This window comes from Rossellomorea vietnamensis NBRC 101237 (assembly GCF_001591825.1).
Lineage (GTDB): Bacteria > Bacillota > Bacilli > Bacillales > Bacillaceae_B > Rossellomorea > Rossellomorea vietnamensis.
This window is the reverse complement of the sequence record NZ_BCVQ01000011.1, coordinates 25,959-40,068: the sequence shown is the minus strand read 5'-3', so window position 1 is coordinate 40,068 and position 14,110 is coordinate 25,959. Positions and strand designations below refer to the sequence as shown.

The following is a 14,110-nucleotide window of genomic DNA, read 5'->3' as shown; positions in this document are numbered from 1 at the left end:
GGAGGATTCACATGCTTCCAAAACAAGATATTATGTTAAAGTTAGCTGAAATCGAAGAAAGCCTCAATCAGTTGGAACAGAGCCTGCATGACCGAATCTCAGTCGAAGAGGAAGAAGGACTTGGCACCCTATCCGATCAAATACAGAAAATGGACAGTCAATTAAGTTCATTGGAAAGAAAGACCGGATCTAAAACGGTTCTTATGAAGAATAGAGAAAAGTCCTATGTCTTACAAAAACTTGAATTATCCTTTAAGACGTCTTAAACTGATTTTATAAGAAAGTAGCATGGTGCTACTTTTATTTTTTTTCTAGATTTTTCATGGAGGGCTTTTTTTGAAAGAATTGATACAAGTGACGGAAGAACTTCTCGTCCTGTCCGAGAAGATGATTAGTGAATATAAAAGCAGGCGCGAGTCAGGTGAAAAAGGGGACTTTTATACTGAAGTGAAGCCGTTTGCGGACGAAGTGAAAGAAAAGAATGACCGATGGAAAGACCTGTCCCTGGGTTGGATCAAAGATACGAAGCCGAAGCACATCCATTTACCTCAGATTCTCAATACGTTCGATAATATAGAAATGTTATCGGTCCACTGTTTTTTTCCTGAGTCCAGTTACAACCGGTTCATCAGTCACTTCCAATCTGTTTCGTACGTTCTCGGTACCGAACTCGATGAACTGAAAGGAAAATAAGAGGCTGCCGTATTGGCAGCCTCTTTCTTATGGAGTTAAAATCGCATTTTCTTCTATTGTATTGATCTGCTTCGCTAATCCTTTGTAGTGATGAAAGGAGATTTCATTCGAAATATAAAGTTTTTTTGCCAGTGTAAGAAGTTCTTGTTGGTCGGTTGCTTGATACTGTTTACTGCTTTCATATCTTTTCAGCAATTCGTTAAGGTCCATCTTGATTCCTCCCAATACACATATTTCTTATGAATGATCATAGCTCTTTCTATCTTCATCCTATCATAGAAAACCCTTTCTTTAAGTTGTAAGAATAGTGTAACTTCCGACATTCTTCTCAGGGTTGTCGAAAAATCTTTATGGGTTCTTTCACCATTTTTCCATTCATACATAAAATATAGTAACCACTAAATGTAGGGGGGCTAAGTATGAATTCTTCACCTTATTCGAGACAGATGCGATTTCAGCCATACCCATATCACCATTTACAGCCTCAGAATATGGGTCCGATGGTGAACTATCCGACGCAGGGGATGAGACCGCCGAATTATGGACCTTATCAACCCAATTATTTACCACAGCCGGATGGACCTTATTCAGGACCCTCGAGTCAGATGAATCAATATCAGCAGATGAATCAGCCTCAGCAAATGAATCCATATTTTGAAAATCCTCTTCAGCACAAAGAATATAATCCATATCAAATGAAAGCGATGGAACAGCAGTCCTACGCGAATCCCTACCCGAAAGCGTCTTTTATGGCGAAACCTTCTTCAGGAGGGGTAAGCGGCATCATGAACTCCTTTAAATCCCAGGACGGATCGTTGGATTTCAACAAAATGATGAATACGACTGGACAGATGATGGGCGCCATCAATCAAGTTTCATCTCTTGTAAAAGGCTTAGGCGGGATATTTAAATTCTAAAGAGAAAGGAGCTGCATTCACGCAGCTCCTTTCTCTTTTATTCAATTTGTATCCGCTTTCCTGATTCCTTGTTCACTTTTACTGATAATAAACCATCTTTATAGGAAGCTTTCACATTCTTTTCGTTAACGGTTCTTGGAAAGGATACGGTCCTGCTGCTTTTTCTCATGGATTGCTTTCTTCTGATTGTCTGGTGTTTTTCATTTTCTTCTGAATATATTTCCTTATGGGTCACAGAAATCGTGATGTACTGAGGAAACACATCGAGTTGTATTTGCTCTCGGTTTACACCGGGAAGTTCCGCAGTGACGAGATAATGATCGTCGGCCTCACTCAATTCAACGGGGAATGAGCCAAATGGGTTGGCAGAAGATGTGAAGAATTCATCGATACTTTGTAACATGCCTTTCATCGGTCTTTCATGGAAGAATTCATTCATGGAATGCATCAGGTCACCAAAACCGCCTTTGTTTGAATCCTTGGACATGGGTATGCTCCTTTCACGGGAAACGTATTCATACTAGCCTATGCCACACCCACATAAATGTGCATTTGTCCTATACAACCAATAAGAAAAAAGATAGAGTGTCTTTTCGCTCGTCTCATTCCCTTTTGGAAAAGGATGAATATGGAAAGGTGGTTTTTTTACTTTAGTTTCGAACATAGATTCGGTAAAATGAGTAGGAGAGGTGATAGAGATGTTTAAGAGGAACAACCTTCAGCAGTTGATCGAATATTTTAAGAAAGATCCTGATTTCAATAAACAGATTGTTCAATGGCATACCATTGATGAAAAGCCTGCTCAATTGGTAGACTTGCCATTTGAAATAGATGAAAGAATTAAAAAAGCGTTGCACATGAGAGGGGTGGAACGGCTTTATACCCATCAAAGTTCCGCTTTCCAGCTTGCCATGGAAGGGAAAAGTTTCACAGCCGTCACACCAACCGCTTCTGGTAAAACCCTTTGCTACAATCTTCCTGTGCTTCAAACCATTCTGGATCAGCCGGATTCCCGGGCATTGTATATCTTCCCTACGAAGGCACTTGCCCAGGACCAGAAGAGTGAGCTGAACGAAATCATCTCAGAGGCCGAGGTTTCCATCAACAGCTATACATACGACGGGGACACAGCTGCAAATATCCGTCAAAAGGTGAGGAAGGCCGGACATATCGTCATTACAAATCCTGATATGCTGCATTCGGCGATCCTTCCTCACCATACGAAATGGGTGTCCCTCTTTGAGAACCTGAAATACGTCATTATTGATGAACTTCATATATATAGAGGGGTGTTTGGATCCCATGTCAGCAATGTGATCAGAAGACTGAAACGCATTTGTGAATTCTACGGAGCTTCACCTGTATTCATCTGTACATCGGCAACGATCGCCAATCCAAAAGAACTGGCGGAGCAATTGACAGGAACGGAAATGAATTTAATCGACAATAACGGGGCGCCAAGTGCAAAAAAACATTTCGTTTTCTACAATCCCCCCATCGTCAATAAACCCCTCAATATCCGTCGCAGTGCAACCCTCGAGGTGAGGAGAATCGCTGGCGAGCTATTGAAAAATAAAGTGCAAACCATCATATTCGCGAGAAGTAGAGTACGGGTGGAGATCATTCTAACCTATTTACAAGAGTTGGTGAAAAGTCAATTAGGTGCGAAATCGATCAGGGGCTACCGGGGAGGGTATCTCCCCACCCAGCGAAGAGAAATTGAAAGAGGCTTGAGGCAGGGTGACATATATGGGGTTGTCAGTACAAATGCCCTTGAACTGGGTGTCGATATCGGCCAATTGCAAGTATGTATCATGACGGGATATCCCGGCACGATCGCAAGTGCCTGGCAGCAGGCAGGAAGGGCGGGGAGAAGACATGGTGAGTCCCTGGTCATCATGGTGGCGAGCTCAAGTCCGCTGGATCAATTCATCATCGAACACCCGGATTATTTCTTTGAGCAGACTCCTGAAACCGCGCGGATCAATCCTGATAATTTAATCATTCTCATCGATCATATCAAGTGTGCTGCTTATGAGTTGCCCTTCAGGGAAGGGGAGCAATTTGGCAGTCATGAAATGGAAGATATACTGGAATTTCTCGTAGAAGAGCGGGTCGTTCATAAAAATGGTGACAAGTGGTATTGGATGAACGATGTTTTCCCTGCGCATAACATCAGTCTTCGTTCGGCGTCACAGGAAAATGTCATCATCATCGATCAAACCGATATTTCAGCCGTGAAGGTCATCGGGGAAATGGACCGTTTCTCAGCCATGACTTTACTTCATGATGAAGCGATCTATTTACATCAAGGTGTACAGTTTCAAGTTGAGAAGCTGGACTGGGAAGAAAAGAAGGCATTCGTAAGGGAAGTGGACGTGGATTATTTTACGGACGCCAATCTGGCCGTCCAATTAAGGGTACTCGAAACAGACAAAATGAGAGAGTCAGACATGTTCGAAGTTGCATTCGGGGATGTGACCGTTCAAGCGATGGCCACGATTTTCAAGAAAATTAAATTTGATACCCATGAAAATATCGGATCAGGTCCGATTCATCTACCTGAAGAGGAGCTCCATACAAGTTCCAGCTGGATTTCATTAAAAGACGCAGAATCTTTCAGCCAGGAAAGACTTGAAGAGGGGCTTATCGGGGCTTCCCAAAGCTTGAAATCGATCATCCCATTATTTGTCATGTGCGACCCGAGCGATATTTTTGTGGTTCCACAAATCAAGGCTGCCCATAATGAGCTGCCGACCATCTTTATTTACGACCGGTATCCTGGCGGCATCGGGCTCAGTGAAAAGGTATATGAACAGATAGAGAGGATTCTTGATGAGGCGACTTCCATGATTGAGCGATGCCCATGCCAAAGCGGCTGTCCGTCCTGTATCGGGATGGAGCATTCTATGGATTCGGCGAAACTTGACTCTTTGAAACTTCTTCGTCAATTCCTTCAATGAAAAATGGAAGGAGGAAACCGATATGTCATTGAAAAATAAATTAACCAGAATGAAAAAGCATATTATCCGGGAAGAAGAAGGGGAGCCTGCAGGTCGACCTGCAGACCATTCAGCAGATCTCCCCTTTTGGGATCTATGGAAAGAAAATGGAACGACTGCGTATTATATTGATGATGATTACTGCCTGGTAAAGGAAAAGCGTTATCCCATTCATCACCAACATGGGGATTACACCTTTAAGGATTTTATAAAAGCCGTTGATGCATGGCAGGGGTTTACGGGGGACCATCCCCTGTCTTCCAAAGGTCTTAGTCATGAAGATATGTTTTTTTTCGATACGGAAACGACAGGACTTGGCGGAGGGGTGGGAAATACCATCTTCCTTTTGGGACATGGAAGGGTAACGGATAAAGAAGTGATCGTCACGCAGCACTTCCTTCCGCAGCCGGGAAGCGAAATCCCTTTATACCACAGCTTCTTGAGCAATGTGGATTACAATACCCTGGTGACGTACAATGGGAAAGCCTTTGATTGGCCCCAGGTCAAGACAAGGCATACCCTCATTAAGGATCATGTACCGAAACTGCCTGGATTTGGGCATTTTGACCTTTATCACGGTTCCAGAAGACTCTTTAAGCATAAATTGGACTCCGTCAAGCTCATGAACGTTGAACGGAACATCCTTGGGTTTAACAGGATTGATGATGTGCCCGGATACCTTGCGCCCATGATTTATTTCGACTATATCGAGCGTAGAGATCCTGAAGGGATCTTCAAGGTCTTGACCCACAACGAGCTGGATATCTTATCCCTCATCACGCTTTATTCACATCTGACGTTCCAGCTCTTGAACGTCCATGACAATGCGACAGGGCATGAACGGTTCGAAGTCGGCAGATGGCTTGAGTATACGGGTAACAGGAAAATAGCCAAGGAACGCTACGAGGAAATCATTAAAGAGAACGGAGAGCCGAACTTTAAGGCAGTACACCAGCTTGCCCTTCAATATAAAAAAGAAAAACAGGAACAAAAGGCGATTGAGTTGTGGGAGGGCATCCATGAAAATGCACCTGTTCCCATACGGAAAGTGGTCCTGTTGGAATTGGCCAAATTATATGAGCACAAAACAAAGGACCTGCAGCGTGCTCTGGAGATGTGCAACCGCCTTCTGACCCTGACGGAACATACAAGGGAAGCAAAGGGGAAGCACCTCAAAATAGTAGGAAATCTGAATCACCGCAAGGCGAGAATCGAGAATAAAATAGATAAAAATATAGGTTTTGTTACCCGAAGGGGCGAAGAGGAAAATTTATAGAGTGAAAGTGGTTCCATCTTCTTATTTTTATATTGAGAATTTTCTAAAGTAGATGTAAAATAATTAATTGTGTTGAAAATTTTTTATGAAAAAAGGAATGATGAAAGTGAACCGTGCCATCTTAATTTTGTTCTTTGTCGTCATTGGTTTAACAGCCTTTGTTTTTACCAATTATTCACAAAGTTTATATAGCTTGATGTAAGTATTCGCAAATAACTCCTAAAAATAGGTATTTGCATTAGTACATGTACCCTCTTCGTTTCATAGGCTATAAGTGTAATCACTAAGAGATGAAAGGAGAGCGTTACGATGTATTGTAGACCAAGACCTAATCAAGTGCTTCCTGCAGTTATGCACCCGACGAAATGTTGTGTGAATCACAACATGACTACCTATGAGGTGCCTCATATTCACCCGACACACACAACCAATGTGAATAATGTCATGTATCAACATAAACATTATTTCCCTCACACTCAATCTCAAGTAGACAGTGTGTCTCACCAACAGTTTAATTGTGGTGGGGGACCAGGAGGCCCAGGAGGCCCAGTAGGACCGGGAGGCCCGGGATTCGGACCTCGTCCAAGACCGCCATTCGGACCATACGGTATGGGAAGATAATATCATCATGATATCAGAGGGATGACTCTAAAGACTGCATTCAGTGGTACAGTGCCCGGCACTGTATCACTTTCCTAAGGAGGATGCAGTATTTATGGAGGCATCTCTTCTTTTTTATGGCGGGAGATCCCGAGATGGATATTTCCCCGTCTCAGAAATCCGTGAAATATGATACAATAGAGTGAGAAGGTTTGGGGTACGCTAGTAAAGAGAATCGAAGGTGCCCAAAGTTTATTAAAGGGGTTTTCCATGTGGGGAATGTTGCATGCATTACTGGATATAAATCCTTTGAATTAGGAATTTTCAAGCAGGATGACAAAGCGGTTCATTACATAAAGCAAGCATTGAAGAAAGAACTGGTATCCCTCCTGGATGAAGGATTGGAATGGGTCCTCATCAGCGGGCAGCTTGGTGTAGAGCTCTGGGGAGCGGAAGTTGTATTTGAGCTTCAGGAAGACTACGCTGATCTTAAACTTGCCGTGCTGACCCCTTTTATTTCTCAGGAGGAAAACTGGAACGAACAGAATAAGGAATACTATGAACTGATTCTTTCTCAAGCCGATTTTGTCGAAACCATCTCGAAGGATCCTTATAAGAATCCTCAGCAGTTCCGTAACAAGAATCAATTATTTTTACACAAAAGCCATTCGTGTGTGATTCTATACGATGAGGAAAAAGAAGGCTCTCCTAAATATTTCTATGAAGAAGCGAAAAAAAAGAAACAATCCGACCCATCTTTTGACCTCAGGGCAATCAGCTTCCATGATTTACAGTGGATCGTTGAAGAGGAACAGTGGAAGAGAGACTGATGAATCATGCTTTAACGATTTTTTTTAGAGGGGTTGGAATCACGGAAATACGAAATACAATTGACAAATTGACGGTTATTTGAAAAAATGATACTGATAAATATAGAGGTGAATAGAATGATCTCAGATAAAGTGAAGTTAACGGCAAAGGATATTCTCGAAAAAGAGTTCAAAAGTGGAATGCGGGGATATAAGCCGGAAGATGTGGATAAATTTTTAGATTTGATTATTAAAGACTATGAAACCTTTCATCAGGAGATAGAAGACTTACAGCAGGAAAACCTGCGACTGAAAAAGCAGGCTGAGGGTGCTTTGAAACAACAGCGTTCAGCGGCTCCGCCTCAACAGACCGGAACCACGAATTTCGATATTTTAAAACGTTTGTCTAATTTAGAGAAACACGTTTTTGGTAACAAATTATACGACTGATATTTCCAGTTGAATTAATGGGGGATTTACCGTATAATTAGGTATTGCTGATCCTTAATGGTGTTTGGGTAATCGCTGCAACGATTCGTTGTAGAGGAAAGTCCATGCTCGCACGGTGCTGAGATGCACGTAGTGTTCGTGCCTAGCCAATTCATAAGCTAGGGCAGTCCAACCCGGGCTGACGGCAGGGAAAACACCTACGTCCTTTACGGATATGGTGTGACTACTTTGAAAGTGCCACAGTGACGAAGTCCTGTTAGAAATGGCAGGAGTGGAACGAGGTAAACCCCACGAGCGAGAAACCCAAATTTGGTAGGGGAATCCTCTCAAAGGAATTGAACGAAGAGAGGGACAAAGGAATTTCCTTTGTAGATAGATGATTACCACCCGAGTACGAGACGAACAGTCGCCTGCAGTACAACGGAACAAAACATGGCTTACAGAACACTATTACGGGATAAGAGCAATATGGATTAAATAATGCAAGTGACTGATACATGCAGGTAATACACTGCTCTTTTGTATCAGTCCTTTTTATTTTACAGGAAACCGGACCATACTATTGGTAGTGGCATATTAATGAACGGGGTGACAAAGATGAGTACATATACGTTGATCGCAACGGCAGCGATGGGCTTAGAATCCATTGTTGCCAAAGAAGTGAAGGAATTGGGATATGAATGTCAGGTCGAAAATGGAAAGGTCATCTTCAAGGGAGATGAAACAGCCATTGCACGGGCCAATATGTGGTTGAGAACCGCTGATAGAATCAAAATCCTTGTCGGTGAGTTCAAGGCTTATTCCTTTGACGAACTATTTGAAAATACAAAGAAGCTTCCGTGGGAGGACTTTCTCCCTGTAGATGCAGAGTTCCCGGTGCAGGGGAAATCCGTTAAATCAAAACTTTACAGTGTTCCGGATTGTCAGGCCATCGTGAAAAAAGCGATAGTGGAACGGCTGCGAACGGCCTACAAGCGAACGTCATGGCTGGACGAAACCGGCCCTCTATTCAAGATTGAAGTGGCCATCCACAAAGATGTGGCAAGCATCACCCTGGATACAAGTGGTCAAGGTCTCCATAAACGGGGATATAGAATCGGACAAGGCGAAGCCCCATTAAAGGAAACACTGGCAGCTGCCCTGATCCAATTAACGACCTGGAACGCTGACCGTCCCTTCGTGGATCCATTCTGCGGTTCAGGGACCATTGCCATCGAAGCTGCGCTGATCGGACAAAATATCGCTCCCGGCTTCAATCGTGAATTTCTGTCAGAAGAGTGGCCATTGATGCCTGCCGATGTGTGGGAGAAAACGCGTCTGGAAGCCGAGGATTTGGCAAACTATGATCAGCCCCTTGAAATACTGGGTACCGACATCGATCATCGAATGATTGACGTTTCCAAAGAGAATGCCCTGGAAGCAGGGCTTGGGGACCTGGTGAAATTCAAGCAAATGCAAGTGCGTGATTTCACTTCGGAATTAGAATACGGCATCATCGTCGGAAACCCTCCATACGGTGAACGTCTGGGTGAACGGAAAGAAGTAGAGAAAATGTATCAAGAGATGGGCAGGGCCTTTGAAAAATTGGATACATGGTCTGTTTACATGCTGACGTCCCATGAAAATTTTGAACAATGCTACGGGAAACAAGCTACAAAAAAACGGAAATTGTTCAATGGATTCATAAGGACAGACTATTATCAATTTTTCGGGCCGCGCCCCCCAAGAAAGTGATCTGATTCGTATTGTTGGAAAAAGATGATGAAGTTGAGAATAACCCTTTCATTTCCTGCGTATAATAGTTCTATCATTTTTAGAGGAGTGAAAGAGGATGGACCATTCTTTCATCGATTTCCACAAAATCTATCAAGCCTTACAAAGCTCTATTTCTTCCATTTCAGGTGAAGAAGCGGAGGCCGTACATCTTGACCTTCATGAAGCATCCAAAAACCTGGATCAGGCATTTCAGTATGAATTATTAAAAAAGAGAATATACGACTGAGTGCACTCTCTCCGAAGCTAGAGACATCCATACAACTGGTAGACTCACCCTTTGTATGGAGAGTCTCTTTTCTTTTTGGGTTAGAATGTACTTCTTATTATAGAAAGTCCTTAGATAAAATATCGGTTACACCTTTTCAATAAGAAAGAATTCTAGTAAATTAGAAATATTGTGTCATGCAGGAGGTTCATATGAGAAGAAAATTACCATTCGAATTAACCAAGGAGCAATCCTTTTATGAAGCATTATCCGATTGGGTCGGGGATGTTTTTTATGATATATTGCCAGAGAAAGGATTTGATTTGCGGGATGAACAGGTTTTTATGGCCTTTCAACTGAATCAGGCATACAAGAATAAGCAGGTCATGTTTGCAGAAGCAGGTGTTGGAACAGGGAAAACCCTTGTGTATCTGTTATATGCCCTTTCCTATGCAAGGTATACGGGAAAGCCTGCCATCATTGCTTGTGCGGATGAAACCCTCATCGAGCAGATCGTCAAAAAAGAAGGGGATATAGAGAAGCTTGAGAATGCACTGGATCTTGATATAGATGTCCGTCTGGCCAAATCAAGGGAGCAATATCTTTGTATCAAGAAGTTAGAAGAGAATGCTTCTCAAAAGGATGTCTATCAGGATATGTGGGAAGAATTGCCGGGCTTCGTCCATGACAATTCCTCTATGAGAAGCTTCACTCATTACGGGGATCGTAAAGAATATGCCGGCTTGTCAGATGAAGAGTGGAATTCTGTAGGCTGGGATTCCCTTCAGGACTGCATGTCCTGTGCCTATCGTCATCGCTGCGGGCTTACGCTTCATCGTGAGCATTACCGGAATGCGTCTGATTTGATCATTTGTTCCCATGATTTTTATATGGAACATATCTGGACGAAAGACAGCAGAAAGAGGGAAGGTCAGCTGCCGCTCCTTCCGGAAGCAAGCTCAGTCGTCTTTGACGAAGGGCATTTGTTGGAATTTGCTTCACAGAAAGCGATGACCTACCGGATGAGGATGGAGACTCTTGAAGGATTGTTAGAAAAGCTGTCTTCATCTGATATGAGGGAGGAGACTCTTTATATCATTGAAGATATCATGCTCGACAATGAAAAGTGGTTCGAGCTTCTGGAGAAAGAATCTAAAGGGGAATCTGGATCCGACAGGCAGTATATCACGCGTTCAGAGGCGATTTTGCAGCAGGCAAGATCTCTCACGGAAAAGATCGAGAACCTCTTGAATGAGCTTGTTTTTGAAAGCGAAATGTATGTGATGGATGATTACCTATTAAAAGTAGTGGAAGAATATCTGGAACAGATTCAGTATTCTTTGAAACTGTTCTTAGATGATGAAAAAGGAATCTACTGGCTGGAAACATCAGAGGAAGAACACACCTTTGTGGTGATGCCTAGATTAGTCGAGGAAATTCTAAAAGAACAGGTTTTCAGTCAAAACATCCCATTCATCTTTTCTTCAGCCACCCTTTCCTATAATGGGGACTTTTCTTATGTGTCCCGATCATTGGGGATTGAGACATATGAAAAATTTTCAGTGGAATCCCCTTATGAATATGAGGAGATGATGAGAGCACATATTCCTTCATTGGATTCCGGTGTCGATTCGAAAAATCAATATGTTTGGGAAAAATTACAGAGTAATCAAGGGAAATCATTGATTCTTTTTACATCCAAGGATGAGATGAACGCCTTTAGGGCCTATCAGATTCAGCAGGCAGATCAAAACTGGAGTGTCATCTATGAAGGCGACCGTGAGATCAGTGATACGGTGGAACAGTTCCAGCAGGAAACGTCTACGGTCCTATGTTCCTATCACCTATGGGAAGGATTGGACGTGCCGGGGGATTCCCTTTCACAAGTGATCATTTACTCACTTCCTTTCCCGCCAAAAGATCCCGTCTTTGATGCGAAAAGAAAGCATGCCACCCATTCCGTGGAAGAGGTGGATCTTCCTTACATGATGCTTCGTCTGAGACAGGGAATCGGACGTCTGATCCGGACAAGTGATGACAAGGGGAGTGTGCACGTTCTGCTGAATGATGATGAAACCCCGTATAGAGAATTGGCAGAGTCCGTCCTTCCCGTTGGAATCGAAGTGTTGAACGTATAATAGAGTGAACCGAAACCGCCTGAATAGGCGGTTTTTTAAATTGTTCTGGACCCAAGTTGCCAGAAAAATATGATAAAATAGATTGAATGTTAAAAAAAGGGGGCTTTTTGAATGAAAGAATCTATATTAGAGACAAAAGATCAATTTCACGAATATGCAAAAAAAATGTCGGCCTACAACGAAGCACTTGGGTTGATGTTCTGGGATTTGCGTACAGGCGCACCGAAAAATGGGGCGGAACAACGGTCAGAAGTGATTGGAATGCTTTCATCGGAGTTGTTCGAGATGTCCACTTCCAATGAAATGGCCGCTTACTTAGCGAAATTATCACCAGTGATGGATCAACTGGATCCCATGACACAAAAACTGATAGAAGAGTGTCAAAAAGAGTACGATCGAAATAAAAAGATTCCTGCCTCTGAATACAGGGAATACGTGGTATTGCAGTCGAAAGCGGAAGGGAAATGGGAAGAAGCGAAGGAAAAAGCGGATTTTGATATGTTCAAGCCTTATTTAGAAAAGCTTGTGGCTTTCACAAAACGCTTCATTGATTATTGGGGATACGAAGGTAATAAATACAATACATTACTGGATATGTATGAGCCGGGTGTGACGGTAGAGGTATTGGATAAGGTGTTTGGAGATCTCCGTGATCAGATTGTCCCACTCGTACATAAGATTTCAAAATCGGAACATAAGCCTAAAACCGATTTTCTTTTTGAACACTTTCCAAAGGAACGTCAAAAGGATTTCAGTTTAAAAATCCTTGAACAAATGGGGTATGATTTCAATTCAGGAAGACTGGATGAAACGGTCCATCCGTTCGCGATTGGTTTGAACCCTGGTGATGTAAGGGTAACAACTAAATATGACGAAAAGGATTGGAGGACAGCCGTCTTCGGAACGATCCACGAGGGTGGACATGCCCTGTATGAACAGAACATTTCAAAGGATTTAATGGGCACACCCCTTTGTACAGGAACATCCATGGGTATCCATGAGTCTCAATCCCTGTTTTATGAAAATTTTGTTGGAAGGGACCATTCTTTCTGGAAGCAAAATTATGCCTTATTGAAGGATCATTCGACTGGACAGTTTGATTCTGTTGAATTGGACGATTTCTACAGAGCGATCAATGAATCGAAGCCTTCGTTGATCCGGATCGAAGCAGATGAATTAACATATGCCCTCCATATCATCATCCGCTATGAAATTGAAAAAGGATTGTTTAATGATGAGATTGAAGTGAAGGATCTTCCTGAAATCTGGAATCAGAAGTATGAAGAGTACTTAGGTATCCGTCCTTCCCATAATGGTGAAGGTGTCCTCCAGGATGTTCATTGGGCAGGTGGAAGCTTTGGTTACTTTCCGTCATACGCGCTTGGGTATATGTATGCTGCTCAGTTAAAGCGTGCAATGGTAGAAGATATTCCCCATTATGAAGAGCTCCTGGAAAAAGGGGATCTTGCTCCCGTGAGAGAATGGTTGACCGAGCATGTTCATCAATGGGGCAAGATGAAAAAACCGCTTGAAATCATCAGGGAAGTGACTGGAGAAGGGCTCAATGCCCAATACTTGGCCGATTATTTAACGGAGAAGTATTCAAAGGTATATTCCTTAAATTAACTATTGGAGGCAAGAATCATGGAAATTAATGTAGCATCACTAGAGGATAAATTGCTTGTTGGAATAGGCTGGACAGGTCCATATGGAAGAGGGTCCGAGATCCCGAGACTATTCACGAAGTTTCAACAGATGATCCCATCCATTCACCATATAAATGGAGATGAATGCATATACGCACCATTCCATGATAGGGCGACTGATTTTACGTATTATTGTACCGTTGAAGTTGATCGTGTGGAGAAGCTGCCACCGGGGTTGGTGGAACTGTCACTTCCTGCAGGTGAATATGCACATGCCCTTTATGAAGGGCTGTCGACGGAAGTGGAACAAGCCTATTTCGCCATCTTTAATTGGATTAAAGAGAATGGGTATGAAAAAGACTACTCCAGACTGAGTGTCGAGAAGTACCTATCCCAGGACCGTGAAATCAACGAAACGGAAGATAAAAGGAAATTAGAGCTGTTTGTCCCAATTAAACAGAAATAGAAAGGAGGCTGCTTCATTTGAAGCAGCCTTTTCTTATGCTGATTGTCCAGCTCCAGGGGCTTGGGGCTGGAGGTCATAAGCCAAGTCACCCAAAAAGTTAAAGAACGCCTTTCCGGGTGACTCTTCTTATGC

15 protein-coding genes and 1 other RNA gene are annotated in these 14,110 nt (G+C 42.8%); 14 read left to right on the top strand and 2 right to left on the bottom strand.

What is annotated here, in order from left to right:
• The first annotated feature begins 11 nt into the window (after positions 1-11).
• Positions 12-266: a hypothetical protein gene (locus BVI01S_RS08240; protein ID WP_034758458.1), complete on the top strand. Its 255-nt coding sequence runs from the start codon at positions 12-14 to the stop codon at positions 264-266.
• Positions 267-336: 70 nt separating this feature from the next.
• Complete coding sequence (locus BVI01S_RS08235) at positions 337-693, top strand: YppE family protein (protein ID WP_034758461.1); 357 nt, start codon at positions 337-339, stop codon at positions 691-693.
• Positions 694-720: 27 nt separating this feature from the next.
• Here BVI01S_RS08235 and yppF read toward each other — a convergent pair whose 3' ends face one another.
• Positions 721-903: a YppF family protein gene (gene yppF / locus BVI01S_RS08230; protein WP_034758464.1), complete on the bottom strand. Its 183-nt coding sequence runs from the start codon at positions 901-903 to the stop codon at positions 721-723.
• A 209-nt stretch (positions 904-1,112) separates the two neighbouring features.
• Here yppF and BVI01S_RS08225 point away from each other — a divergent pair, with 209 nt between their 5' ends.
• Positions 1,113-1,610 (top strand): YppG family protein, encoded by a 498-nt coding sequence (locus BVI01S_RS08225; protein WP_051758238.1) that lies wholly within the window; start codon positions 1,113-1,115, stop codon positions 1,608-1,610.
• 37 nt (positions 1,611-1,647) lie between these two features.
• On the opposite strand, the gene BVI01S_RS08220 is transcribed toward BVI01S_RS08225, so the two are convergent.
• Entirely contained in the window at positions 1,648-2,097 is a 450-nt protein-coding gene (locus tag BVI01S_RS08220) for an Hsp20/alpha crystallin family protein (protein WP_061809853.1), read from the bottom strand.
• 211 nt (positions 2,098-2,308) lie between these two features.
• Between BVI01S_RS08220 and BVI01S_RS08215 the strand changes: the two genes are divergently transcribed.
• The 11 genes from BVI01S_RS08215 (at position 2,309) to BVI01S_RS08175 (ending at position 13,978) form a co-directional block, all read left to right on the top strand.
• Positions 2,309-4,573: a DEAD/DEAH box helicase gene (locus tag BVI01S_RS08215; RefSeq protein WP_061809852.1), complete on the top strand. Its 2,265-nt coding sequence runs from the start codon at positions 2,309-2,311 to the stop codon at positions 4,571-4,573.
• Between the two features lie 22 nt (positions 4,574-4,595).
• Positions 4,596-5,888, top strand: coding sequence for a ribonuclease H-like domain-containing protein (locus tag BVI01S_RS08210; RefSeq protein ID WP_082804697.1), 1,293 nt, complete (start codon positions 4,596-4,598; stop codon positions 5,886-5,888).
• 309 nt (positions 5,889-6,197) lie between these two features.
• Positions 6,198-6,509: a CotD family spore coat protein gene (locus BVI01S_RS22155; protein ID WP_079534565.1), complete on the top strand. Its 312-nt coding sequence runs from the start codon at positions 6,198-6,200 to the stop codon at positions 6,507-6,509.
• 251 nt (positions 6,510-6,760) lie between these two features.
• On the top strand, positions 6,761-7,318 hold the full coding sequence (locus BVI01S_RS08205) for an SLOG family protein (RefSeq protein WP_034758472.1): 558 nt from the start codon (positions 6,761-6,763) through the stop codon (positions 7,316-7,318).
• Between the two features lie 117 nt (positions 7,319-7,435).
• The gene (gene gpsB / locus BVI01S_RS08200) at positions 7,436-7,747 is read left to right on the top strand and encodes a cell division regulator GpsB (RefSeq protein ID WP_034758475.1); all 312 of its coding nucleotides are present in this window, start codon (positions 7,436-7,438) and stop codon (positions 7,745-7,747) included.
• A 60-nt stretch (positions 7,748-7,807) separates the two neighbouring features.
• Positions 7,808-8,192: RNase P RNA component class B (rnpB, locus tag BVI01S_RS08195), an RNA gene on the top strand.
• Between the two features lie 152 nt (positions 8,193-8,344).
• Positions 8,345-9,481, top strand: coding sequence for a THUMP domain-containing class I SAM-dependent RNA methyltransferase (locus BVI01S_RS08190; protein ID WP_061809875.1), 1,137 nt, complete (start codon positions 8,345-8,347; stop codon positions 9,479-9,481).
• A 97-nt stretch (positions 9,482-9,578) separates the two neighbouring features.
• The gene (locus BVI01S_RS22515; RefSeq protein ID WP_156029993.1) at positions 9,579-9,749 is read left to right on the top strand and encodes a hypothetical protein; all 171 of its coding nucleotides are present in this window, start codon (positions 9,579-9,581) and stop codon (positions 9,747-9,749) included.
• Between the two features lie 191 nt (positions 9,750-9,940).
• On the top strand, positions 9,941-11,866 hold the full coding sequence (locus BVI01S_RS08185) for an ATP-dependent DNA helicase (RefSeq protein ID WP_034758477.1): 1,926 nt from the start codon (positions 9,941-9,943) through the stop codon (positions 11,864-11,866).
• A 111-nt stretch (positions 11,867-11,977) separates the two neighbouring features.
• Positions 11,978-13,492 carry a carboxypeptidase M32 gene (locus BVI01S_RS08180; protein WP_034758480.1) on the top strand — a complete coding sequence of 505 codons (1,515 nt, stop codon included), beginning with the start codon at positions 11,978-11,980 and terminating at the stop codon, positions 13,490-13,492.
• Positions 13,493-13,510: 18 nt separating this feature from the next.
• On the top strand, positions 13,511-13,978 hold the full coding sequence (locus tag BVI01S_RS08175) for a GyrI-like domain-containing protein (RefSeq protein ID WP_034758483.1): 468 nt from the start codon (positions 13,511-13,513) through the stop codon (positions 13,976-13,978).
• The last annotated feature ends 132 nt before the right edge of the window (positions 13,979-14,110 follow it).